The sequence below is a fragment of the Streptomyces sp. NPDC093261 genome, from assembly GCF_044753645.1.
Lineage (GTDB): Bacteria > Actinomycetota > Actinomycetes > Streptomycetales > Streptomycetaceae > Streptomyces.
In genome coordinates this window covers 13,760-38,631 of sequence record NZ_JBIVNO010000032.1, presented here as the reverse complement: position 1 = coordinate 38,631, position 24,872 = coordinate 13,760, and the positions used below count along the sequence as shown (strand labels likewise).

Annotated in this window: 13 protein-coding genes and 2 pseudogenes; 10 read left to right on the top strand and 5 right to left on the bottom strand. The window is 67.8% G+C overall.

Annotation, left to right across the window (positions count from 1 at the left end; genetic code table 11):
* Positions 1–39 precede the first annotated feature (39 nt).
* Both ACIP94_RS36750 and ACIP94_RS36745 read right to left on the bottom strand, forming a co-directional pair.
* A complete protein-coding gene (locus tag ACIP94_RS36750; protein WP_402435931.1) occupies positions 40–522 on the bottom strand; it encodes a BMP family ABC transporter substrate-binding protein in 483 nt (160 codons plus the stop codon).
* A gap of 115 nt (positions 523–637) precedes the next feature.
* Positions 638–1,903: a S8 family serine peptidase gene (locus ACIP94_RS36745; protein WP_402435928.1), complete on the bottom strand. Its 1,266-nt coding sequence runs from the start codon at positions 1,901–1,903 to the stop codon at positions 638–640.
* 341 nt (positions 1,904–2,244) lie between these two features.
* On the opposite strand from ACIP94_RS36745, the gene ACIP94_RS36740 reads away from it, so the two are divergent.
* Both ACIP94_RS36740 and ACIP94_RS36735 read left to right on the top strand, forming a co-directional pair.
* Positions 2,245–12,258 (top strand): LamG-like jellyroll fold domain-containing protein, encoded by a 10,014-nt coding sequence (locus tag ACIP94_RS36740; RefSeq protein ID WP_402435925.1) that lies wholly within the window; start codon positions 2,245–2,247, stop codon positions 12,256–12,258.
* Positions 12,259–12,385: 127 nt separating this feature from the next.
* Positions 12,386–12,820, top strand: a complete 435-nt coding sequence (locus ACIP94_RS36735; RefSeq protein ID WP_402435922.1) for a hypothetical protein — start codon at positions 12,386–12,388, stop codon at positions 12,818–12,820.
* A 121-nt stretch (positions 12,821–12,941) separates the two neighbouring features.
* Here ACIP94_RS36735 and ACIP94_RS36730 read toward each other — a convergent pair.
* A pseudogene (locus tag ACIP94_RS36730) lies at positions 12,942–13,095 on the bottom strand (IS5/IS1182 family transposase); the annotation flags it as partial.
* Between the two features lie 345 nt (positions 13,096–13,440).
* Here ACIP94_RS36730 and mobF point away from each other — a divergent pair.
* The 4 genes from mobF (at position 13,441) to ACIP94_RS36710 (ending at position 18,144) form a co-directional block, all read left to right on the top strand.
* Positions 13,441–14,223: a MobF family relaxase gene (gene mobF, locus ACIP94_RS36725; protein WP_402435919.1), complete on the top strand. Its 783-nt coding sequence runs from the start codon at positions 13,441–13,443 to the stop codon at positions 14,221–14,223.
* 401 nt (positions 14,224–14,624) lie between these two features.
* On the top strand, positions 14,625–15,815 hold the full coding sequence (locus ACIP94_RS36720; RefSeq protein WP_402435916.1) for a PucR family transcriptional regulator: 1,191 nt from the start codon (positions 14,625–14,627) through the stop codon (positions 15,813–15,815).
* Between the two features lie 398 nt (positions 15,816–16,213).
* Positions 16,214–16,552: a DUF485 domain-containing protein gene (locus ACIP94_RS36715; RefSeq protein WP_402435914.1), complete on the top strand. Its 339-nt coding sequence runs from the start codon at positions 16,214–16,216 to the stop codon at positions 16,550–16,552.
* Entirely contained in the window at positions 16,549–18,144 is a 1,596-nt protein-coding gene (locus ACIP94_RS36710; RefSeq protein ID WP_402435911.1) for a cation acetate symporter, read from the top strand. The genes ACIP94_RS36715 and ACIP94_RS36710 overlap by 4 nt, the downstream gene beginning before the upstream one ends.
* Positions 18,145–18,597: 453 nt before the next feature.
* Here ACIP94_RS36710 and ACIP94_RS36705 read toward each other — a convergent pair.
* Positions 18,598–19,221, bottom strand: a pseudogene (locus ACIP94_RS36705) (IS3 family transposase); the annotation flags it as partial.
* A gap of 361 nt (positions 19,222–19,582) precedes the next feature.
* The gene (locus ACIP94_RS36700) at positions 19,583–20,401 is read right to left on the bottom strand and encodes a helix-turn-helix domain-containing protein (RefSeq protein ID WP_402435908.1); all 819 of its coding nucleotides are present in this window, start codon (positions 20,399–20,401) and stop codon (positions 19,583–19,585) included.
* Between the two features lie 251 nt (positions 20,402–20,652).
* Here ACIP94_RS36700 and ACIP94_RS36695 point away from each other — a divergent pair, with 251 nt between their 5' ends.
* From ACIP94_RS36695 to ACIP94_RS36680, 4 genes are all read left to right on the top strand, one after another.
* Positions 20,653–20,823, top strand: a complete 171-nt coding sequence (locus ACIP94_RS36695) for a hypothetical protein (protein ID WP_402435905.1) — start codon at positions 20,653–20,655, stop codon at positions 20,821–20,823.
* A 238-nt stretch (positions 20,824–21,061) separates the two neighbouring features.
* Positions 21,062–21,490, top strand: coding sequence for a hypothetical protein (locus ACIP94_RS36690; RefSeq protein ID WP_402435902.1), 429 nt, complete (start codon positions 21,062–21,064; stop codon positions 21,488–21,490).
* 697 nt (positions 21,491–22,187) lie between these two features.
* The gene (gene ltrA / locus ACIP94_RS36685; protein ID WP_402435899.1) at positions 22,188–23,642 is read left to right on the top strand and encodes a group II intron reverse transcriptase/maturase; all 1,455 of its coding nucleotides are present in this window, start codon (positions 22,188–22,190) and stop codon (positions 23,640–23,642) included.
* 175 nt (positions 23,643–23,817) lie between these two features.
* A complete protein-coding gene (locus tag ACIP94_RS36680) occupies positions 23,818–24,360 on the top strand; it encodes a DUF6368 family protein (protein WP_402435896.1) in 543 nt (180 codons plus the stop codon).
* The last annotated feature ends 512 nt before the right edge of the window (positions 24,361–24,872 follow it).

Genomic DNA, 24,872 nt, shown 5'->3' with positions numbered 1-24,872 from the left:
TGGCGCTTCTGCAGCCGCCGTGCCGGCGGGGGTCGCAACTCAGGCTCGGCGTGATGGCCGCGGGTTCGCGGCCTGCTGTACCGCGCTGATGACAGCCGGCCGGTCCACCGGTGAAAAATTGCGGACGTTGGGCAGCTTGACCGCTGGGCCCATGGTGATGAATCGCTGATGGGGGTTGTGCCGGGCGGCCGTGGCCACAGCATCGTGAAGTTCGGGACCCACGGAGATGATCAGTCCGCACCTGCGCTGCACAAGGCTGTTGACATAGGGCAGGGACGCTGCCGTGCTGCCTTTCGGGACCTGAATGTGCTGCGCGTTGACGGCGGCACCCGAAGCGGCCTTCTGCAGGGATGACCAGACAGGCTGGGCCATCGACGCGTCCTGCTGTCCATTGATGAGGCAGGCGCGAAAATTCCTTGAGATGTTGTTGGCTACGATCTTCGGTGTCCCGGGGCCCGTCAGCAAAGCGACGGCAAGCCATACCAGCAGACCGGCGGCCACCAGTGCGCCGACGGCAGCCATGAGCCGGGCCCTTCGAGGGCGACGCTGAAGGCTGAAGGGAAGGTTCACGTGACGTGCTCCGGAATTGGTCTCGAAGATGGCCTGCTGCCCGACCGGTGAGGGCGAGCCGAATACGTCAGGCTCGTCTTTTCTGGTTCTTCTTGCCTGAATTGGCGGCGGGACGCGAGGTGCCGCGTGACGGCGTCGGAGGCGTGTCTGCCTTCTTGGCGGAACGGCTCGTGCGGCGCCGGACGACGATCCACGACGACACGGAGATCAGTGCCACCGCCGCCCCGCCCAGTGCGATCACGGTGCCCCACCCGACACCGATGTTCGTGTGCTTGCCCAGCGGGTCGGCGGACAGAAGTGGGTTGGCGGCTGAGCCGTCGACGGCGGCGGGCGCGCGGAGGGCCGCCAGGGGGTCGATGAGACCGTAGCCGTACTGGTCGTCGTGGCCGCTGCCGCCGGGCCGTTGGGCGGTGATGATCAGACGGCGGATCGTCTGGCCCGCACTCAGGCGAGGGAAGGCGGAACGGACCAGCGCTGCCGCTGCGGAGACATAGCCGGCCGCGTAGCTCGTGCCGTCCGCCCGCACATACTGGCCGCGGTCGCCTGCGGAGTAGATGCCGGCGGCCGGCGCGGCGAGTGTCGATGTGGGGCCGGATTCGCTCACCGGCCAGAAATGACGGCTGGAGTCGGTTCCTGTGACGTCGATGACGCCGGGGAAATCAGCCGGGTACCTGGCCGGGTTGCCGTTCTCGCCGTCGTTTCCGGCGGAGGCGACGACGACTGCGTCCTTGCCGAGTGCGTAGTTGACGGCTTCGCGCAGCAGTGGGTCGGGTGTGGCCGTGCCGGAGGATACGTTGATGACCTGTGCGTGGTGATCGGCGGCGTATTTGATGCCCTGCGCGATAGCGGTGGGATCCGCAGTCACGTTGGTAGACACGCGGACGGGAAGCACTTTGGACTTCGGTGCGAGTCCGGTCATTCCGGTGCCGCCGTTCGCTTTCCCCGTGCCGGCGATGATGCCGGCGATGGCTGTTCCGTGCGAGTCGCTCGAGATATCGGTCTGACCGTTGTCCCGCGAGTCTCCGATGAATCCTGCCCCCTGGAGGACCTGGCCCTTGAGGTCCGGATGAGCGGCGTCGACTCCGCTGTCGATGACGGCGACGGTGACGCCCTGGCCCTGGGATATGCGCCAGATCCCGTCCGCTTGGAACTGCGTGAGCGGCCACTCGGACTGGCGAATGACGATCGCTTCTGCGGGAGCGTCGGCCGCGAATGCCAAGAGCCCCGCAAGTGCGGTGCCGGCAAGGAATCGGCAAAAGGTCGGCAGCGCGGCGGGCCCGCATTTCCTGCCGGACCGTCTTCGCGTGATCGGGAACAGCACGAACAGCTCCAATCTGTGTGGGGCCTCCCGTACGGCATGCACGGGGAGCGCACGGAGCCAGCCAGGTTCTACCACATTGCGTGGGGCGGTGACCGGGGGCCTGGAATGCTGGTCAAGGCCGAGCATCGACGGGCCAAGCTTTGCCCAAGATCGCAGGGGCAAATCCGGCGCAAGGGGTCCTGATCACGCCAAGTCGTGGCGGGAAAGTATCGTCGAGTTGTTGATCAACCCTCCAGGTGCCCGCTACAACTTCCGCTTGCGCCTCCATGGGTGAGGCCTTGATGTGTCCTGCCTGTGGGGGTTGTGCGATGAGTCACCGTCAGTTCCGCGTGTCGTCTGGTGCGGGCAGAAGGTTGGCGTCCGTCACCGCCCACCTGGCCGGCGGTGTGCAGCGGCGCTGGCTGCGGGGGATCGCGCTCGCGGTCAGTGGCGTACTGCTCGTGGCGCTGGGGACGCAGTCGGCCCAGGCGGTCATCGATGCGCACGCCCTGACATCGGGGTCCGCGGTGCTGCCCCATCAGCGGACGGGTTCGGCGGCCGGGCTGCCGCATCAGGTGAAGTCGGCGGCGCTACGGACGAAAGGCAGCGCCTCCAGCCCGAAGGCCAAGCCGGTGCACGGTGCGCTTCCGCCGTCCTCGACTCATGTACCGAGGGCGAAGGAGCGCGGTTCGTTCCGTCCGCAGGGGCAGCTTGCGCCGAAGCGCGTCTCGCCCCCGGCCCGGATACGGGCGGCCTTGCTGAAGGAGTCTCAGCGAAAGGCGGCCAAGGCAGCTGGTGCCGGCCCGTCGGCGCAGCAGGGCGACCCGCACATACCCGGGCCGAAGGCCGGCGGCGTGGAGGTGGTCAAGGACCGCACCGGGAACACGTCGGTGTTCCGGAACGCGGACGGCACCCTGACCGCGCGGGTCTACAGCCGCCCGGTGCACTACCGCACCGCGAAGGGCACTTGGGCCGACATCGACAGCACTCTGGTGCAGGGTTCGGACGGTCACTGGACAGAACGTGCCGACTCCGCGCCGGCCGACTTCGCTGCGAGCGGAAACGATTCGCTCCTGGTCTCATACGGGCCGTCGGCGAGTGAACAGGTCGGTTATTCACTGCAGGGCGCATCCGCGGTGACGGGGCAGGCATCGGGCAACGCGATCACCTATCCCCAGATCGCTACCTCCTCGGACCTGAAGTACTCGGTCACCTCGAGCGGGGTGAAGGAGACCCTCCTCCTGCATGACGCTTCGGCCCCGACGACCTGGGTGTTTCCCCTCCACCTGACCGGGCTGGCACCGTCCCTCACCTCGGACGGCAGCGTGGTGTTCAAGGATTCCAAGGGCGCTGTGCGGGTGACGATCCCGCACGGCTACATGGAGGACGCGAACATCGGCAAGGTGTCCGGCGAGGGCGCGACGTCCACCGGGGTGTCCTACAGCCTGACCACCGTGGACGGCGCTCCGGCGCTGCGGGTGGCGCTGGATAAGTCCTGGCTGCACGACAAGGCCCGCGTGTTCCCGGTCAAGGTCGACCCGACGAACCTGAACGCCTCCTCCAGCACCTATGTGGAGACGCCGTACGACATCAACTTCTCCACGGATTCGGTGCTGAAGGTCGGCTCGTACGACGGTGGCAGCCACAAGGCCAACAGCTATGTCCTGAACTGGTCGTTCGGTTCGACGTTCAAGAACGACTACATCGAGCAGGCGTCGCTGTACCTGGACGACGTGTGGTCCGGCGGCTGCACCGCCGAACCCGTCTACGTCCACGGCATCACCAGCTCCTGGAACGTCGGCACCATCGCCAACTATCCAGGTCTGTCGTACGGCTCGACGATCGGCTCCTCCAGCTTCGAGGCCGGGGCGAGCTGCGGCGGTTCCTCCTGGCACGGCATCGACATCGGCGACAACCCCAGCGCGGCCGGCGTGAAACTGCTGGAGGGCTGGGCCCACGGCACCGTCTACAACAACGGCCTGGCACTGACCGCGAACAACTCCGTCGTCGCGGCGTGGAAGCAGTTCGCCAGCGTCAACTCCTCCTACCCGCCCTACCTGTCGGTCACCTACAGCAGCTACGGCGCCGACTACTCGATCCCCAAGCAGACGTACACCGAGCCCACGGCGACCACCACCGGCTCGATGAAGGTGTCGCTCACCAACCGGGGCACCGCCTCCTGGTCGACGTCGAGCACTCAGCTGGCCACCGACATCTACAACACGTCGTGGACGAAGCTGAGCACCAACGCCACCAAGACGTACGTGACGAGTTCGGTGAGCCCCAACTCCTCGCTGACGATGACCGGGACGCTCCCGGCGGAGCCACCCGGCCAGTACTACGTGTGCTGGGACATGCTGACCAGCGGCACTTCGTTCTACTCCACCTACAACGTGCCGCAGACCTGCGCCGAGTTCACCTCCGCGGACACCCCGCCGCAGATCGACTCGACCTCGCCGCCCTCCAACGTCGTGGCGGGCTCCCTCACGCCGCAGCTGTTCGCGAGCGGCAGCGACCCGGACAACTACCCGGGCAGCGCCCTCACCTACGACTTCCAGGTCTACACCAACCCGACGTCCGGCAAGCCGTCCCTCGTGGCGGACTCCGGCTCGGTCAGCAAGACCCAGTGGACCGTCCCGGCCGCCAAACTGGGCTGGAACCAGTCGTACTACTGGATCGTGTCGGACAGCGACGGCGACGCCCAGAGCGCCTGGGCGGACCCCTCGTACTTCTCCACCACCGTCCCCCAGCCGCTGATCACCTCTCATCTCGGCGCGGCGGCACAGGGCCCGGCAGGCCGGACCTTCACCCCCAGGGTCGGGAACTACACCACCGCCACGACCGACGCGGACGTGTCCGTGGCGGGACCGGCGCTGTCGGTGAAGCGCTCCTACAACTCGCTCGACCCGCGCACCGGCACCACCCTGTTCGGCGCGGGCTGGTCGACGCTGTACGACATGTCGGCGCTGCCGGACGGTGACGGCTCCGGCGCGGTCGTGGTCACCATGGCCAACGGCCAGGCGGTGCGGTTCGGTCTGAACGCCGACGGAACGACGTTCACGTCGCCGCAGGGCACCTACGCCACGCTGCAGACGGTCAGTGGCGGTGGCTACACCCTCACCGACAAGTCGGGTACCGTCTACACGTTCGGTGAGCAGGTCGGCTCGGCCTGGAAGCTGCAGACCATCACGGACGCGTCCGGGCGGAGCGAGACACTCTCCTACAACGCCGACGGCACCCTGGCCACGGTCACCAACACGACCAGCAGCCGCTCGCTGCACTTCACCTTCAGCGGCGGCCATGTCACCCAGGTGGCCACCGACCCGGCCACCTCCGGCGGCGCGGCCGAGACCTGGACGTACTCCTACAGCGGCGACGATCTGACCCGGGTGTGCCCGCCCACCTCCACCACGGCGTGCACTGCCTACTCCTACACCTCGGGGTCGTCCTCCGGCTCGCACTACCGCACGGCCGTACTGGACGCCAACCCCTCCTCGTACTGGCGCCTCGCCGAGTCCTCCGGCACCTCCGCGGCCAGCGAGGTCGCGATCAACGAGGGCAATGACGACGGCACCTACACCGGCGGCGTGACCCACGGCACGGCCGGACCGCTGCCCGGCTCGCCGACCACCGCCGCCACCTTCGACGGTTCCAGCGGCTATGTCTCGCTGCCCAACAGCCTGTTGACCTCGGCGAGTTACGTCTCCGTCGGCATGTGGTTCAAGACCACGGCCTCCGGTGTGCTGTTCTCCTACCAGAAGGATGCGCTGACGGGCAGCTCCACGCCCGGCAACTACACGCCGGCGCTGTACGTCGGCACCTCCGGCAAGCTCTACGGGGAGTTCTGGGCGGGCAGCGTCTCGCCGATCTCCACCTCGTCCTCGGTCGCCGACGGCAGATGGCACTACGCCGCGCTGTCCGCCGCCGGGAACACGCAGTCGCTGTACCTGGACGGGAACCTTGTCGGCACCCTCTCCGGGCAGGTGTCGGTGACCGGCCAGCCGGTGGACGCCATCGGCACCGGATTCATCGGCGGACACTGGCCCGACGAGCCGCACTACAGCACTTCCAGCAACACCGGCTACCGCACCTTCTTCAACGGCTCGGTCGCCGAGGCCGCCTTCTACACGCACGCGCTCGGCCTCCCGGCCGTCCAGCAGGAGTACACCGCAGGCACCCACGCCGCGAGTGAGCTGACCGGCATCACCCTGCCCTCGGGCAAGACCGCGCTGGCCGCCGCCTACGACGCCTCCCGTGACCAGGCCACCCAGATCACCGACGCCGACGGCGGCACCTGGAAGCTCGGCCAGGCCACCACCACTGGCTCCGGCGCCTACTACCGCGACGCGGTCATCTCCCAGGCCGCCCCCAACTACTGGCGCCTGGAGGACACGTCCGGCAACCAGGCCGCCAACGAGGTCGCCGGAACCACCGCCTCCAACTGGTGGTCCTCGGGCCCCGCCACCTACAACAACGTCACCCTGGGCGCTCCCGGACTGTTCACCGGCAGCCCGGAGACCTCTGCGTCCTTCAACGGCACCAGCTCCTACGTGTCCCTGCCCTCCACCACGATCTACGGCGGCAAGGTCTCGGCGAACTTCTCCATCGAGCTGTGGTTCAAGACCAGCGCTTCCGGCGAAACCCTGTTCAGCTACCAGAGCGGCCCCATCGGCACCACCCTGTCGGCCAACTACACCCCCGCCCTGTACGTGGGCGCCGACGGCCACCTGTACGGACAGTGGTGGGACCACCTGCTCTCGCCCATGGAGTCCCCGGACCCCGTGAACGACGGACAGTGGCACCAGGCCGTGCTCACGGTGAACACCGACGGTGAGCAGACCCTCAACCTGGACGGCCAGCAGGCCGACACCCGCACCGGCCAGCAACTCGACTTCACCGGCGAGAATGTCGTCTCCATCGGTGCGGGCTACCTGTCCGGATCCTGGCCCTCCCTGCCCTCGAACAACCCCCAAGGCTACTTCAACGGCTCCATCGCCGAGGTCTCCACCTTCAACCAGGCGTTGAGCACCCAGACGGTGGCCGCCCAGTACGCCGCGCGTGGTACCTCCAACGGTGCCACCCCGGTCACCACAGCGACCGTGACCGACCCCACCGGCAAGACCCTCAGCTACCGCTACGACCCGGCCAACAGCTCCCGCCTGATCTCGGTCACCGACGCGCTCGGCCACACCACCTCCTACTCCTACGACTCCGGCGGCTTCCTGGCCACGGTCACCGACCCGGACGGCAACTTCACCACCACCACGTACAACACGCGTGGCGACGCACTGTCGCGCACCACCAGCGACATGCACGGCGACACCACCACGAGTTACGCCACCTACCCCGCTTCCGGCACGTACGGCGTCACCGACCCGCGCAACGACGAGCCCACCTCCTACGCCGACCCGCGCTCCGTCAGTGCCACCGACACCACCTACGCCACCGACTACGCCTACGACTCCTACGGGCACCTGCTCACCTCCACGGATCCCGACCAGCACGCCGTAACCAAGACGTACACGGCGGGCACCGAGGCCGCCATCGGCGGCGGCACCGAACCAGCCGGCCTCCTGGCGTCCAGCAAGGACCCGAAGGGCAACACCACCACCTACGCCTACGACCGTGCCGGCGACGTGGCCCAGGTGACCTCACCCTCAGGGCTGAAGACCACCTACACCTACGACAACCTCGGCCGGCGCCTCACCCGCACCGAGACCTCCGACACCTACCCGGCCGGCGTGACCACCAGCTACACCTACGACGGCCAGGACCGCGTCGTCACCGCCACCGGACCGGCCACCACGGACGCCGTCAAGGGCAGCACCCACACCCCGCAGACCACCTACACCTACGACGACGACGGCAACACCACCGCCGAAGCCGTCGCCGACACCACGGGCGGCGACACCACCCGTACCACCACCTGGTCCTACAACTCCTACGACCAGCTCGCCTCCGTAACCGACGCCGCGACTCGCAAGACCACCTACGGCTACGACGCCTACGGCAACCGCAACGCGGAGACCGACGCGGACGGCAACGCCTACGCGTACGCCTACTCACCCACCGGTGAACTGCTCAGCACCACTCTGACCAACTACACCGGAGACCCGGAGAACCCCTCCTCGCCCATCTCTCTGGTGCTGGACTCACGCGCCTACGACCCGGCCGGCTGGCTCGCGTCCGACACCGACGCGATGGGCCGGACGACCGACTACTACTACAACTGGAACCACCTGCTCATCCAGAGCTACCTGGCCAACTTCCACAACCCGGACGGCTCCACCACCACCAAGATCCTCCAGCAGGACGCCTATGACGCCGCCGGCCACCTGACCGAGCAGCAGAACACCGCAGCCCTGATCGAGACCGACTACACCGTCGACCCCGCTGGCCTGGTCACCGCATCCGTCTTCGACCCCTACGGCCAGAACAAGACCACCACGTCGGACAGCTACGACGCCGACGGCGACCTCACCTCCGAGTCCGTCACCCAGGGCGGCACCACCGAACAGACCGACTACGCCTACGACACCATCGGCGACGTCACCTCCCAGACCGTCCACGACGGCTCCACCAACCTGCTCACCACCCACACCTACGACCAGCGCGGCCTGCTCACCTCCACTACCGACCCGCGCGGCAACGTCTCCGGCGCCACCCCCGCCAACTACACCACCGCCTACACCAACGACCAGGCCGGCCAGGTCACCCAGGTCACCGCACCGACGGTGAACGCCGAAACCAACGGCGGCACGCCGCAGGCGGTCCACCCCATCACCCTGTACGGCTACGACACCTTCGGCGACCAGACTGCCGTCGACGACCCCGACGGCAACATCACCACCTACACCTACGACGCCGACGGCGAGCAGGTCGCGGTCTCCGACGCCGCCTACACCCCGCCGGGCTCCAGCACGTCCCTCACACCGACGACCACCGCCACCTACGATGCGGACGGCCACCTCACCGCTGCCACCGACGCCGACAACAACACCACCCACTACACCTACGACCAGCTCGGCGATGCGGCGCTGATCCAACAGCCGGCCGCCGGCGGCACCACGCCCACCAGCCACACCACGTACGACGCCGACAGCGAGCCGCTGTCTTCCACCGACCCCACCGGCGCGGTCGTCCAGGAGACCTACGACGACCTCGGCCGCCCGGTCACCTCCAGCGTCATCGTCCGCCAGCCGACCGTCACCACCGACACCACCAGCTTCGGCTACGACGCGGCAGGCAACCCGAACTCCGTCACCCTGCCCGGTGGCGAGCACACCACAGCCACCTACGACGACGCGGGCAACCAGCTCACCACCACGGACGCCCGCAACAACACCACCCGCTACACGTACGACCTCGACGGCCGGCTGACCAGGACCACCCTGCCTGATGGAACCGCCGCGACCCAGACCTACGACGCCGCGGGCCGCCTGACCGCGACAGCGAAACTGGACGCCTCCGGCACAACGCTGAGCGGTACGTCGTACGGCTACGACCCGGCCGGCAATCCCACCTCGGTCACCGACGCCGACAACAACACCACCACCTACACCTACGACGCCAGCGACGCACTGACCCAGCAGACCGAACCGGTCAGCTCCACCTCGACGATCACCACCAGCTTCGGCTACGACGCCGCCGGTAACCGCACCCGCTACACCAATGGCGACGACAACGCCACCATCACCACCTACAACACGCTCGGCCAACCCGAGTCAGCCATCGAACCCAGCACCAGCGCGTTCCCCGACACCGCAGACCGCACCACGACCGTCGCTTACGACGCCAACGGCAACCCGGTCACCACCACCCGCCCCGGTGGCGTCACCCTCACGAACACGTATGACGCCGACGGCCGCCTGACCGGAACCACCGGCACGGGCGCGGAAGCAGGCACCGCGGACCGCGTTTTCGGCTACGACGCCGACGGCCGCCTCACCTCCACCGGGACTCCCGGCGGTACCGACACCTACACCTACGACGACCGCGGCGCGATCCTCTCCGCCTCCGGCCCGTCCGGCAACGCCTCCTACAGCTACAACTCCGACGGCCTGCTGACCTCCCGCACCGACAAGACGGGCACGGCCACCTTCACCTACAACCCGGACGGTCAGGTCGACACGGCCACCGACCCGGCCACCGGCACGGTCCTCAGCTACACCTACAACTCCGGCGGCCAGGTCACCGGCATCGCCTACGGCGGCAGCGGCAACGCCTCCCGAAGCCTCGGCTACGACGCCCAGCACCGGCTCACCAGTGACCAGCTGACGGCCCCGGGCGGTGCGACCGAGGCATCCACCTCCTACGGCTACGACAACGCGGGACATCTCACGTCGCAGGCCACCACCGGCACCGCCGGCGCCGCCTCCAACACCTACGGCTACGACAAGGCGGGCCGCCTGACCTCGTGGAACAACGGCTCGACCAGCACGACTTACGGCTACGACGGCGCCGGCAACCGCACCAGCGTCACCAACGGATCCACCACGACGACCGCGAGCTACAACGCCCGCAACCAGCTCACTGGCACCACCGCCGGTTCGTCCTCCACGACGTACGCCTACACGGCCCGCGGCACCATGGCCTCCGTAAGCGGCGCCTCGGGCACCGAGGCCCTCACCTACGACGCCTTCGACCAGCTGACCAAGGACGGCAGCACCACCTACACCCACGACGACCTCGGCCGCCTGGCCGCCGCGGGCAGCAGCACCTTCGCCTACGACGGCACCGACGACCAGGTGGTCTCCGACGGAACCGAAACGTTCGGCCGCGGACCAGCCGGCGACCTCCTCGGCGTCAACGGCCCCGGCGGCGCGGCACTCGCCTATACCAACCAGCACGGCGACCTGACCGCCACGTTCACGGCGACCGGTACTACCCTCGCCGGCTCCACCGCCTACGACCCCTACGGCAAGACCACCGCCACCAGCGGCACCCAGCAGGACCTCGGCTACCAGGGCGGCTGGACCGATCCGGGCTCCCACCGGGTGGCCACCGCCAGCCGCTGGTACGACCCGTCGAACGGTGACTTCACCAGCCACGACGCGACCAGCCAGCCCCCGATTCCGTCCGTCAACGCCAACGCATACGCCTACGGCGACGACGACCCGCTGAGTAACGCCGACCCGTCGGGCGACAACGCCTGCAGCACGTCGGGCGGACACCCCGGCTACAGCAGCTATCACCCGACCTACTCCAGCAGCTACCACCCTGATTACTCGTACCCCCGGCCCCGCCGCAGCCCCAGCCGGGACTACAGCGACGAAATCGCCGCGGCACAGCGCGAGATAGCCGCCGAAGTGGGAAGGGAGGCGAATCTCTTCAGCTTCTCCGGTGGTGGCGGAGGCGGTGGTGGCGGTGGCCATCACGGCGGTTCGGGAAGCTTCTGGGGCTGGTTGGGCGGAGGCGCCAGCCTGTTGGGCTCCTTGGGATCGGGCTTGTCCTGGGGCGGTGCGGAGGAGGGCGCCGAACTCGGCATCTTCGTCCTCGCCGCCGGCTACAGCAACTGTGACGTCCGTGCGACGCCGCCGCCTCCGCCGCCCCCGCCGAACGCCAAGGACGGCCTGCGGGAGAGCCCGGGCAAGCGGCCGACCGGCCAGCCCAAGGGGCACGAGAGTCCGCGCCAGAACGGCACCGACGGGCCCGGCACGGGACCGTCGGACGCCAAGCCGGTCCACTCGAAGGGCGCGGCGCCCGGCAAGGTCACCGATCCGACCGCCTACCGGCCCACGGGCGACGGCAGCTCCCCGGACAACGGCAGCGCCCTGGACAACAGCAACGGCTGCACCGGAGGCCTCCTCGGCTTCCAGTGCACCGGCGGCGGCAACCTCCTCGACCCCGGCACCGGCGTCGCCTACTGCAACCCCGCCGCCGACTGGACCGCCGGCAATACCTGTATGTCGCTTCCCGCCGTGGGAGAGCCGCTTACGAGTGCCGCTGGGGACGATTCCGCCCAAGGTGCAGCCTGCGCCGACTGCGGGGCTCGTGTAGTCGACGTAGGCGGAAAGAAGATTGACAATCCAGATGTACTGGCCTCGCGTCTGCTCAAGTACACGAATCAGGCACTTTCTGAGTGGGATTCGGGAATCATTGGGTACTCCGCGAAAGATCTAGCAAGGATTGCTCGAAGGCCATCCCGGGCCAACACGATCAAGGGAAACATTCTCGATCGTCGGGTGAAGGAGTTGACTGATAATGATCCGGCGCTTGGTGAACTTTTCTCGACTCCCAGCGGCATGCCAGGGCCGGACTGGGTCAACACAGGTACAAGTGTGCCGGGCATTGGCTGGTACGATCTGACGACTGAGGTGATGTGGGGCCAGCATGTGTACGATTACAGCCCCCGGTATGGTCCGGGGGTGGGAATTCTCTGGCAGTGATGTCAGAGCTATTCGCCGATGAGTCATAATGTCGGCTTACTCGTCAACTGGGTCGCCCGCATCGAACTGTGGGCGACCCAGCAGCGTCTGGGCGTCTAGTTGCCAAGGAAATAGAAGGATAAAAGTCGTGAGTAACACGGTGAAGTTTTTCGTGGCGTCGAGAGAGGATGCGATTGGCGCACTGGAGGCAGGTCCCGGTGTGCAATTCCCTATGGCCTGGTTTGGGAATTTTGACGCCGAGGAAGCTCTTCTGGATTGGGAGGCTCGCCTTTGCGGCCGTTCCTTTGAGGAGCTTGTCGAGGATGACCTTCCCGAAGTGATCGCGGAGATCGAGGAAGGTCCTGCAATCTTCGCCGTTTCTGATGCGCTCGCAGACGCACTCGGTTCTGCCTCCAATCACCAGATCGAAGAATTGGTGCGGTGGTGGGTGGCCGAGAAAGCAAATGACGGCATGACAATCGATCAGCCTATCGCCTTCACCATTCTTCATGGGTTGGCAGAACTAATCATCCAGAAACGGGAAATTGGTGAGCAGGTACAGGTGTATTGCTGGACTGGCTAATCGCATCATTTCTCCGTGTCCTCTCCGCATCGTATGAGGCGGTCCTCAACAGCGAACGCATCGGCAGGGTCACGCCCGAAGCGGAGCGGCAGAACGAGAACTGTGTCCGAGTGAACCTCCTTCATCCTGAGTATTGGCAGGTCAAGAAGGTGTGAACGGCTGCCACGGTCCGGTCGATGCGGTTGGTCGAGCAGCATGCTTGTCGCAGCAGTCGCCAGGATTTGAGGCGAGCGAAGGCGCGTTCGCCGGGCCCGAAGACGTGCGTGATCGCGGTTGGCGCCGTGCGACGCTACCTGGTCTTCCTGCTGTGCTCGCGCCGACAACTGCCTTTCCGGATGGGGCGCTTCTTGGACTGGGCTTGCTCGGTCGGCTTCATGTGCTACTCGGGTCCCGCCTACCAATTCCGCCACGCAGAACTGCAGCACTCGCTCGCGGCCCACTCAGACCGGATTATCCGGGGCCTTTCGGGTTGCCGTTGCGGGAGGGAAAACGCCCGTACGGGCACAGCGCGTTGAAGACCGCAGCGGCCTGCCTGAAGGGCTTCTACCTAGGAACAAGCCACATCCCGCCCCACCCGTCACCCCGCCCAGCACACAGGCCCCGACCACACCCCCGGGCAGATGTACCGCTACTACCTGCGTCAGGTCGTCGTTGGCGACGGCCGGCGTCCGGCCCGCACACCACTCGCCAGGGCTCAGGAAGAGGTCGGTGTCCCGGCCGGGCGATGGATGGGACGGGGCCTTGCCGTCCTCGGCCTGGCGGCGGGCGACGTCGTCACCGAAGCGCAGCTGCGCAACCTCTTCGGCGAAGGCCGGCACCCGCACGCTGACCGGATTGAGGCCGACCAGCTCGCCGCTGGGAAGAAGCCCGCGGCCGCGCGCCGGACCGGGGCGCTCGGTCGGCGGGTGAAGGTCACTGGGTTCGATCTGGTCTTCCGACCACAGCCGACCCTCACCCTGCTGTGGGCGCTCGGGGATGAGGAGACGCGGGCTGTGAACGAGGCCGCGCACGAGTGTCCGATTGCTGCCGTGCTCGCCTGGATCGAGGACGAGGCCGCGATCCTTCGCTTCGGCGCCAAGGGGGTCTATCAGGTTCGCCCGGCGCATGGTCTGGTCGCCGCGAGGTTCCGTCACTACGAGGCGCGTTCCGGGATGCCGCTCCTGCATGACCATCTCCTTCTGTCCGTCAAAGCTCAGCGCCCGCAGAAGGACAAGAACGGGGAAGGCATCTGGGGCTCGGTGCACTCCGAGGCCCTCTACGAGCACGCGGTGGCCGCCTCGGCGCTCTACGACGAAGTCGTGATGGCTGAGGCGTGCGAGGCTCTGGGGCTGGCCTCCGAGCCGCGCACCGTCACCGCTGGCCGCCGACCGGTCATGACGTCGCTGGTGTGCCGCGGGAGCTGATCCGCTGGACGTCGAGCAGGTGCATCCTCATGCGTCTCTCGGCTCGTATCCCCAGTGTTCTCGCCGGCCTGGCAGCGGCCTGCCCCAGTCCGGCGTGCCGGGCGACGCCGCGGTGACGGTGTGCCGCCAGGCCTCCCGGTAGCCGGCGGGTTCGGACGACTGTGGCGGTTCACCGGCTCCGCTCGAAACACCGAGGCCCGGACACCGCGGCCTGGGGCACCGAGGCCCGGGACACGGAGACCCCGGACACGGAGAGCCGGGCGACGACTCGACGTGCGTGACGAAGCAACTGGCGACGAAGCGCTGTGCGACCAAGTATCTGTGCGACGAAGCGCTCGGGTGGCCGGACGCATGTCTGCCGGGCTCTGTGCGGCGGGAAGGGGCCGCACTAGAGTGCCGACGTGCACGCAGAGCTCGATCCCGCAGTCGTCGACTCCCTGTTCGCCGGGGCGGATCGGCTCACCGACACGATCGTCGACCGCATCCGGGCCGAAGTCGGCTTCTACCTGGCCGGGGGCTCGGTGTCGCGTGACGCGCTGCGGCAGTCGGTCCACGACAACGTCATGCGAGTCCTGCAGCAGTTCGCGGGCGGCGGCCTCGCCGCCGCCCTTCAGGCGCCACGGGCGACCGGCCGGGAACGGGCCCTGCAGGGCGCCCCGCTTCCCGAGGTACTCAGTGCCTACAGAATCGGCTTCGGCTGCTTCTGGGAGGAACTGGTCGCCCTCGCCCGCGCCGGCAGCCGGCTCGGCGACTCCCAACTGGTCGACCTCGCAGCCGACATTTGGCGGATGAGCGGTGAGTACGCGGACACGATGGTGAGCGGCTACCGCGAGGCCTCCGCCCAACTGATGCTGCAGCGCGAGCACGAGCGTTCCGTCCTCGTCGAGGCGCTGTTCGCCGGTTTCATCGACGGGCAACGGACCCTCTGGGAGACCGCCGAGATCCTGCGGCTGCCGCTGGAGGGCGACTTCGTCGTGGTGGCCGCGGAGACTCCCGCGATCGGGCGCCAGGCCCTTGCCGACATCGAATCGCGGCTCGAGGCGGAGGCGGTCAGGTCGGCCTGGCGGCTGCTGCCCCACGAGCAGATCGGCGTGGTGTCCTCGCGCAGTGTGCGGATGCGGGAACGGGCTCTGCAGGTACTGGGCCGACAAGCGGTCTCGCGCATCGGCGTCAGCCGGCCGTTCACCTCACTGCGGGAAACTCCGCAGGCCCTGCAGTTCGCCCGCCTCGCCCGGGGGACACTGCCCGCCGGTGAGGCCGGTCTCGCGCGGTTCGAGGACACCGCGCCGCTCGCGGTACTCGTCGCGGCGGCGCCCGCGGAAGCCGAGCGGGTCGTCTCGACGATCCTCGGCCCCCTGCGCGAACTGCCCACCGAGGACTGCTCGCTGCTCATCAGCACGCTCGACGCATGGTTCACCGCGGGGGGCTCGGTCGCGGACACCGCACAGGCCATGTACTGCCACCCCAACACCGTGCGCTACCGGCTCCGCCGACTCGAGACACTCACCGGACGCTCACTGCATAACCCCCGGGACGTCGCGGACCTGGCCACCGCGCTGCAGACCGCCCGGATCATCCCCGGCCTGCGATAGGCCCGCCCTCGGGGTGCTCGCGGGATCCCCCGGTGCTCGCGGGATCCCCGGGCGCCCGCGGTGCGTTGCGGGCGGCCCCCGCTGTCAATGCGGTGCGCCGGACCGTCGAGGCCCGCTGCCCGCGGTACCGCCGGCAGCCCCGAACCGGCTTTGTCACACGGAACAGTCATGTCGGCCCAGCGTTGTTCGCGGGTCCATGGGTGGGCCCGCGCCCGGCGGTCAGGATGTTCGCCCACGGCAACGGGTTGGCCGCGGCACACAGAAAACGGCTCCGCGCCCAACCTCGCGCAGACCCTCGCCTCGCCCCCTGATCAGCGCATCCGGAAAGGCAGCTCGTGACAGCATCGGACGATTTTCAAGAGCCCTGGATTCCGCGTAGCCACCGGGCCGGTCCCACCGTGACCGTCACGGGCGACCCCCTGGCATACGTACGGGCCGACGCGGCGGCGCTGCGCCGGGCGCACCGCTCGCTGCGGCGCAGCACCGTCGGACTCGTACTCGGCGGCCATCTGTCGTACGCGGCGCTGTCCTGCCTCGCCCCCTCCCTGATCGGAGCGCGGACAACGGGCCACTTGACCCTCGGGATGGCTCTCGGCCTCGGGGAGATGGGTCTCGTCGCCACCGTCCTCGTCCGGCACGCCCGGCATACGACAGAGCGCATCGATCCGCTCGCCGACCGGCTCCGGTCCTATCTCGCGCAACGGCGCAGCGCCGCGACGAAGGGAGCGACGGCATGAGCGGCCCGTCCTCCGCCTCGCCGGGCACCACCCTCGTGGTCTTCATGGTCTTCGTCGCTCTGTGCCTGCTGCTGTGCGTGCTGGCCGGCCCCGAGAAGGACGATCCGGCCGAGTTCTACACCGGCAACAGCGGCACCGGCGCACTGACGTCCTTTCAGAACGGGCTGGCCATTGCGGGCGACTACATTTCCGCGGCCACGGTGCTCAGCACCACCGGCGTCATCGCGCTGGCCGGCTACGACGGCATGCTGGTGGCATGCGCCACCGTGATGTCACTGCTGCTGACGGCGATCCTCCTCGCCGAACCCCTGCGCAACTCCGGTCGCTACACCATGGGCGACGCCATCGCCGGCCGGCTGACCGGCCGCAGGGTGCGGATCGCGGTCGGCGTCGTCACCCTCGCGGTCACCCTGCCCTATCTGACGGTGCAGCTCTCCGGTGCCGGCGCGATGGTGACGTTCCTGCTCGGGTTCACCGGCAACGAGGCGAAGCCCCTTTGCACCGTCATCATCGGCGTGCTCATGGTCTGCTACGCGGCGCTCGGCGGGATGAGGGGCACGGCCGCGGTGCAGATGGTGAAGACCGTGGTGCTGTTCGCCACCGTGACGGTGGTGACCTGCATCGTCCTGAACCGATTCGGGTGGAACCCCGGCAGGCTCCTCGACGCGGCGGTGGCCGGCAGCGGCAGGGGCGAGGGTTATCTCCGTCCCGGCCTCGAGTTCGGCGACTCGTCCACCGGTCGACTCGACTTCCTCGGCTTCCAGCTCACCATCGTCCTCGGCGCCGCGACCATGCCGCACGTCACCATGCGGCTGTACGGAGCCCGCAGCGCGAGGGCGGCCCGCGTGTCCATGCGCTGGGCCGTGAGCCTGACCGGCGTCTTCTGCGCAGCGGCCGTGGTGCTGGGACTCGGCGCCGCCGCCGTCGTCGGCTCGGCGACGATCGGCGCCTCGGACCTGAACGGGACGACCAGCGTGCTGCTGCTCTCCCGGGCGCTCGGCGACGGCTCGGGCGTGCTGGTCGCCGCCATGGGGTGCGCGGTCTTCGCCACCGCGCTGGCCGCCGTCACGGGTCTGCTCCTGGCCGCGGCGTCTTCGGTCGCTCACGACGTCCTCACCCAAGCGCTGCTGCGCGCACGCGTGTCACCGAAGCGCGAAGTGGTGCTCGCCCGCGGCGCGACAGCCGTGGTCGGAGCACTTGCGATCCTTCTCGCGGTGTGGTCGAGGGACTGGAACCTGTTGTCGCTCATCTACCTGGCACTGACCCTCGCGGCCTCCGTGGTGCTGCCGGTGCTCGTCCACACCCTGTTCTGGAACCGCTACACCGAGCGCGGGATGCTGTGGTGCCTGTACGGCGGTATCGCCGTCGTCACGGCCCTGACCCTGTTCTCCCCGCTGGTCTCGGGCACACCCGACTCGCTTTTCCCGCATCGGGACTTCGCCTGGTTTCCGCTGCGGATGCCCGGGCTCGTCACGATCCCCCTCGGCTTCGTGCTGGGCTGGTTCGGCAGTGTCCGGCACCGCACCGGGCCGGATGCCCGCCGCGACGAAGAGGCCGAGCTGCGCACACTGACCGGAGTGGGCGGGGAGTGAACGCCGGCCGGGTTGATCGCACCCGGTCGGCGGTGTGACCGAGAATTTCGGTTTGCGGACGAGGGGCCTTGACCCAAGGCCGGGAAGTTAGGGCCTGCAGATCAATAACACGTCGATTCCGGTTCCTCAGCTGCGGCGTGTGCTACGAGCGGCTGGCCTGCGGTGACATCTCACGAAGGGAATGTCGAGGGCGGCACTACTGGGGCGTAGACCCGCGTGCGGTTCGAGGACGCGCCCTAACTTCCCGGCGTCGGGCCTTGACCCCGGATCCTGGACACGGGTTATGCGGCTGGTGTCAGCGTAGTTGATGTTGTGCGGGACGCTGTTTCGTAGGCGATCGGGCTGCGGTGTCCGAGGGGGGAGTGACGGCGACGGGTGTTATAGCGGTGCAGCCAGCCGAACGCGTCGAGGGGGGGCGTCACGCTCGCTGGACCAGTGCTTGCGGCCCTGGAGCGTCTCGCGTTTGAACGTCGCGTTGAAGGACTCGGCGAGTGCGTTGTCCGCGCTCGAGCCGATCGCGCTCATCGACTGGCGGACGCCGGCCAGACGGCAGGCTTCGGCGAAGGCCCGGCTGGTGTACCGGGCTCCGTGGTCGGTGTGCATGACAGCTCCGGCGAGGCTGCCGTGGGTGCGTTCGGCGGCGGCCAAGGCGTCGGTGACGAGATCGGTGCGCGTGTGATCCTCGATCGCCCAGCCGGCCAGACGGCGCGAGGCGAGGTCAATGACGGTGGCCAGGCAGAGGAACTTCCCGCTCTCCAGCGGCAGGTAGGTGATGTCGCCGACGTACTTGGTGTTCGGTTCGCTGACGGTGAAGTCGCGGCCGATCACCGGGGCCTTGGCCGCGGCCGGGTCCGCTGTCGTTGTGCGGTGCCTGCGCCGCAGCCGCACTCCGGCCAGGCCGATGCTCCGCATCACCCGGGCGATCCGCTTGTGGTTGATGCGCTCGCCCGTCTCGCGGAGTTCGGCGGTGATCCTCGGGACGCCGTAGGTGCCGCCCGACTCGCGGTGCACGGCCCGTATCCGGGCGGCGAGGCAGGCATCGGCTGCCTGCTTGCCGGGCGGCCCGGTCCGCGACCGTCCGCCGCAGAGGCGCGACTGCGTGACGCCATTCAGATCTTCAACGTCATCCAGCAAGCCGAAAGCGTCACATCGCCAGAGCCTGGATGATCGGGATGAAAACTCAACTCGAAGACATGGCACCGGCCCAATGCATCGCTGACGGCCGTTCCCGCGACGTAATGGTCGCTGCGCGGCCTGCATCAACAACATGTGTTCCTGACCCGCGCATGTGAGTGAGCCACGCGACCTCTGTGCCCAAGCGGCCGACGATGGTCAAGTGCCCGGCTGATGGATTCACTGCGCACGGCGGACGGAATCGAGTTGGTCAGGGTTCTGGCCCAGCGGATCCTGCAGGACAGACCGGGCGTTTCAGGCGCCGTCAGTCTTCCGGGGGCCGTGAGCCATCCGAATTGACCTTGACCTCGGCTTTAGCCGCGAGGATTCCATAGCCGAATGCGGTGCGCATGGTGTCGCACCACTGGTCGAGATGGGGCCGGACGATCTGGGCCAATTGCTCATCAATTAACCGTAGACTCTTTATGGTTGGGCCCGGCGCAGTGCTCAGCGAGACGGCCCGCTGGAGGGTGACCTCGATGCCCGCCACCAGCGGTCCACCGCAGATCTCGTCCATGATTTCCATGTGATTGACCCGGTGACGGGGCCGGGGAATGTACTCCAGGCGGTGGAAGTGGGTCATGAAATAGCCGCGCTCCCAGGCGACCTTCAGCAGGAATGCGAGCGCCTCGCGGATGTCAAGTGGTCCGCTGGCTTCGGACAAGGGCTGAACATCCCTCAGCCCGGCGAGTTCGAGGAACTCGTCGGCCTTGTGGTAGGCGATGGTGTCGATGATCGGCCACATGCCCTGCGGGATGAGATCCAGCTGGGCCCGTATGTCTCCCACATGCTCCAGGTAGACCTCGAAGTTCGCGAGGAACACCATGATCGGCTGGTTCACACCCTCGACTAGTTCCTCAAGGGCACTGTCAGCGCCCGCGGTCTCCTGCGGGCGGGCGCGGTCGATGGCCATCAACCGCGACCAAGCGCGTGGCGCCAAGGGGAGTTCCCCGGCCCAGCCGGCCAACGTGTGCCCCACCTTGGCCAGCTGGTCCAAATCACGCGGGGCCGCTTTGCCCGTCGCCCAGCCGTTCACCGTCGTAAGTGGCACACCCGAGGCCTCGGCGAGCTCTTTCTGCGTCACCTGGCCGGGACGATGGACGGTGGCCTGATCCCATAGCCGTGCTAACTCCGCCAACACCAAGGAGGGTTCCCCCGGCGGCCTGAACGGCTGGTGCCTTCGCATGACTCGCCAACTCCCGCCGACGTGATCGCAGGCCGGATCCGGAACAGATCAGCCCCAGGCCCCTGCTGACCAGCAGCCTGGCGCCCCACGATACGGCTTGATCCGGAATGCCTGCCCCACACATCATCATTGCCGCTTGGCTAGCGGTCATGACAGGCATCAGCACCCTCAAGCCCCGCCGTCCCAAGCGGTCGCCACGAAACCACACCACCGCCAGCCGGCTCCGCCGCGCCATCGGCTTCGCCCTGGTACGCGGCGCCTCTCAAGCAACAGGCGGAGGCATCGTCAGCCTGCTGTTCTGGTGGATAGCGCACAGGTGAACCAGCAGCCACGAAGTCTTCTGCGCCCTCGTCGAATGAGTCCATGCATGGTTGGCGGCGGCACGTCGAGACCATATGGCCGGATCGATCAACCTCGGCCGCACAGACACTCAACAGGCCGACCTCGATCCAACCGGAACCCGCTCCCCGCAGCGGCCAGAACGGCAAAGTGGCAGGCGGGTTCCGGCCTCAGCACTCTGAAGAATCCGCGAACCCGCGCGCTTCGTACTGCTCCACCTTGGAACGCATGCATGGCGGACAGCTCGATGAGGAAGAACGGCGCGGCACCGCAGAGTCCGTCAATAAGATCGCCGCCCAGCTGGGACGTACCACCCTGGCGGCCGGCCAGTTGCTGTGCCGGGTCTTGCAGGAGGGCGGCGAACTCAGCATCGCCGAGGCTGCGGCGCGAGGAACCACCTCGAAGGCACAGGTCCGCGAACTCGTCCGCCAACTTGATGGGCTGTGGCTCGCCCACCTGCAGCCACTTGAGTACGACGACCCCGGGTACCGACCAGAGCGCATTGTTGTCCGGGATGCCATCCAAGACCACAACGACCTGCTCCACGGCTACGACTTCTTCGGTGCCCTGCGCCACCACATCGTCACTCGCGAAGACCCCTCCTTCCACGACGTCATCGTCGACATGGACTTCTCCCTGCTGGACTAATGATCGTGACCGCGCACCCAAACGACCATGTCCGTGAGACCTGATCCGCCATGGGCCCGATGGCTCCGTACGCGAGGAGGGGCTCTGGCTCAACTTCTGTTTGCGCCGTGAGGCGCTGTTGGTTCGAGTGGAGGTGGAAGACCTGCACCAACCCGCTGTCGCAGCAGTGGGGTTGAAGCTGAGGGCAGCCTGGTCCGGGTGATGCCGGGGAGGGCGAGAGCGGCCCTGACAAAGCCGGGACGTACCCAGAACTGCCAGATGGGGCGGGTCCGGCAAGCGTGATGGAGAGGAGTACGCGAGGAACCGGCGTTTTACGTCTCTCAAAGGGACACCGGCTCGAACCTGGCGGATCAGGGCCGGAAGCGGTGCGTATCCGAGTCATCCTTTCGGGTGATTTGGAGAACTCCGGGGTGGTCTATGGAAGCCGCCCTGGAGGCCATGAGGAAGGTCTGCGGCGTACTCGTGGCGATGCCGCAGGGACACAGTCGGGCTCCTCCTTCATCGAGCGAACCACAGTGAACACGGGAACCGTCCCGAACCTCGCCCTGCCACCTGTGTCCAGCAGGTTGCCCGGGGCTGAGCGCATCGACCGCTGATCGGTTGGGGACGGGGCGGAGCCGTCGTAGTACTCCGAGGCCGGGAGAGCCGGCCGCATGGGGAAGGGCGGCAGCGGTATCGAGAAGGGACGGATGCTGCAATGCCGGAAGATGCCCCGCCGAATGGCGGAGCTCTGGGCCCTCGGGCCCGGGTACTGGAGGTGCAGACCAAGCTTCACCGTTGGACGGTGGCCGATCCCGGCCGCCGGTTCGATGACCTGTTCAACTTCGTGCACGACCCGGCGACGCTGTTGGTGGCGTTCGACCGGGTCGCGGGCAACCGGGGAGCCCGGACTCCCGGCGTCGATGGCCTGACGGCCACGGATGTCGAGGAGTCGATCGGTGTTCCCGGGTTCCTGAACGACGTGCGAACCGCCCTCAAGGACGGCTCGTTGCGTCCTCTGCCGGTGCGGGAACGCAGTATCCCCAAGCCGGGAGGCTCGGGAAAGGTCCGTAAGCTCGGGATTCCGACGATCGCGGACAGGGTCGTTCAGGCGGCGCTGAAGCTGGTGCTGGAACCGATCTTCGAGGCTGACTTCAAGTCGGTCTCCTACGGGTTCCGGCCCCAACGGCGGGCCCAGGACGCGATCGCTGAGATCCACTACCTCGGCACCCGAGGCTACCGCTGGGTGCTGGATGCGGACATCGAAGCGTGCTTCGACTCGATCGACCACACGGCCCTCATGGACCGGGTGCGGCACCGGGTGAAGGACAAGCGCGTCCTGGTGCTGGTCAAAGCCTTCCTCAAAGCGGGGGTCCTCACGGAACTCGGTGAGAGCAAGGAGACGCTCACCGGCACCCCGCAAGGCGGCATCCTGTCCCCGCTGCTGGCGAACATCGCCCTGTCGGTGCTCGACGAGCATCTGCACGGGCCATGGGAGCCGGGCGGGACGATGTCGACCGAAGGCAAACGCGCCTACCGGCGCCGCAGAGGTCGTCCGACGTGGCGGGTCGTCCGCTACGCGGACGACTTTGTCGTCCTGGTGCACGGCGCCGAGGCCGACACCGCGGCACTGCGCGAAGAGATCGCCGACGTGCTCGAACCTCTCGGCTTGAGTCTGTCGCAGACCAAGACCCGGATCGTGCACATGAGCGACGGGTTCGACTTCCTGGGCTTCCGCATCCAGTGGAAACGCAAAGGAGGCACGAACAAGTGGCACGTCTACACCTTCATCGCCGACCGGCCCATCCGGTCGCTGAAGGCGAAGATTCGTGCCCTGACAGGCAGGACATCGCAGCAGGATCTCGCCACCGTGCTGATCAGACTCACCCAGATCATGCGCGGTTGGGCCAACTACTTCAAGCACGCAGTCGCCAAGCATGTCTTCTCCAAGCTCGACGCCTTCGTGTGGTGGCGCCTGATCCGCATGCTGCGGACACGCCACCGATGGAGCTGGGGCGACGTCCGCCGCCGGTTCACCACCCCCACCGGGCGGTGGCGACCCACCGCGGCGAACGGGATCGAACTGTTTCCCATCGCATCGGTCACAGTCAGCCGTTACCGATACCGGGCCAACACGATCCCCAACCCATGGCAGCCTGCGAACCGCGTCTGACGGCAGAAACCGCGGAGAGCCCGTTGCGTTGAGAGACGCACGGCGGGTTCGGCGAGAGGTCCGGAGAAACGGACCGGGAGCAATCCCGGCACCGCGCTCCGGACCTACTCAGCGACGCGGCCACGCTGAGTAATCGGTTGGGGGGTCACATTCCCGGCTGGTTAGGCTCCGGGCCATGAGCGGACCGGTGTTGGTGATCGAGTTGGCGGAGGCCGTCCCTCGCGTGGCGATCCAGCGGCTCCGCGAGTTCCTGCTTGGCGCCTCGGCACGGTTTGAGGAGAAGCGGGTCGGCGAGTACGACCTGAACATTCACGCGGAGAGCCTCGGGATTGCGGATGCCGGGGACGTAGACGGACGTCGGCCTGTCCTGGTCTCTCTCATGGGGTCTGGGATCGGTGACGAAGCAATCTTCGAGGCCGAGCAGGCCGACGAAGTCGATCAAAAACCCCTCATCGGCTTCACCCCCACCCACGCGGTCGACGTCATCGCGTTCTGCAACCGTCCTGTCGACCACCTCGTCACGGCCCTGCTGACCGCCGCCGTCATGGATGTGATCGGTGGTGTCGCCAACGCCGAACTGCGAGAAGATCAGGTTTCAATCGTGGCCGGCCTTCCCGGCATCATCGCAACGATGACCGATCCGTGGCCCGCCGCGTGCGGCTCGGCGGAATTCCTCCGAGCGTGGGCCCAACAGCCCGGTTTCCGGCTCCTGAAGTAGCCGGAACTCAGCCAGCTAATGCTAGGACAGACCCCGGTAGGCCGCCCCGGAAGCACTGGTGTTCCCTCGGCGCGACCAACGCCCGGGCCAACCCGGAACACCGTTTGTCCGGCCCCGCTGCCCGTCTGTATGGCTACGCCCATCGCATGCCGATGGCGGACAGCGATGCGTTCGGGCGTGAGCGTTGAGGCCCTGCTGCGCTGGTTCCCGATCCATGCCCCGAGCCGGAGGTCCCGCTCCTCCTGGTCCCCGCGGTCCGCGTCGCGGGGCTGTCACGGAGCCGGTGCGTGCCCTTGTACTGGGGGCCAGGGCCGCGACGTCCCGCTCGATGGCTCCTGCGGGCGTCGTGGACGGCTTTGCGGGCTCCGCAGGCTCCGGGGCCGGCGGCGTGAGGCCGAGTTGTTCCAGGCGTTCGCCGACGTCTGGCAGGCCCTGACGGACGGGCAGGCCGATCGGCCAGTGACTGTCCAACCCCCGCCGCCCCGCCCTCCACGTCCACCCCGAACGGAAGA

Excerpts from the sequence above, each read along its gene's own strand:
- ACIP94_RS36750 (WP_402435931.1), bottom strand. The coding sequence starts at position 522 with ATGGCTGCCGTCGGCGCACTGGTGGCCGCCGGTCTGCTGGTATGGCTT.
- mobF (WP_402435919.1), top strand. The coding sequence starts at position 13,441 with ATGTACCGCTACTACCTGCGTCAGGTCGTCGTTGGCGACGGCCGGCGT.
- ACIP94_RS36710 (WP_402435911.1), top strand. The coding sequence starts at position 16,549 with ATGAGCGGCCCGTCCTCCGCCTCGCCGGGCACCACCCTCGTGGTCTTC.
- ACIP94_RS36695 (WP_402435905.1), top strand. The coding sequence starts at position 20,653 with ATGACAGGCATCAGCACCCTCAAGCCCCGCCGTCCCAAGCGGTCGCCA.
- ltrA (WP_402435899.1), top strand. The coding sequence starts at position 22,188 with ATGCCGGAAGATGCCCCGCCGAATGGCGGAGCTCTGGGCCCTCGGGCC.
- ACIP94_RS36680 (WP_402435896.1), top strand. The coding sequence starts at position 23,818 with ATGAGCGGACCGGTGTTGGTGATCGAGTTGGCGGAGGCCGTCCCTCGC.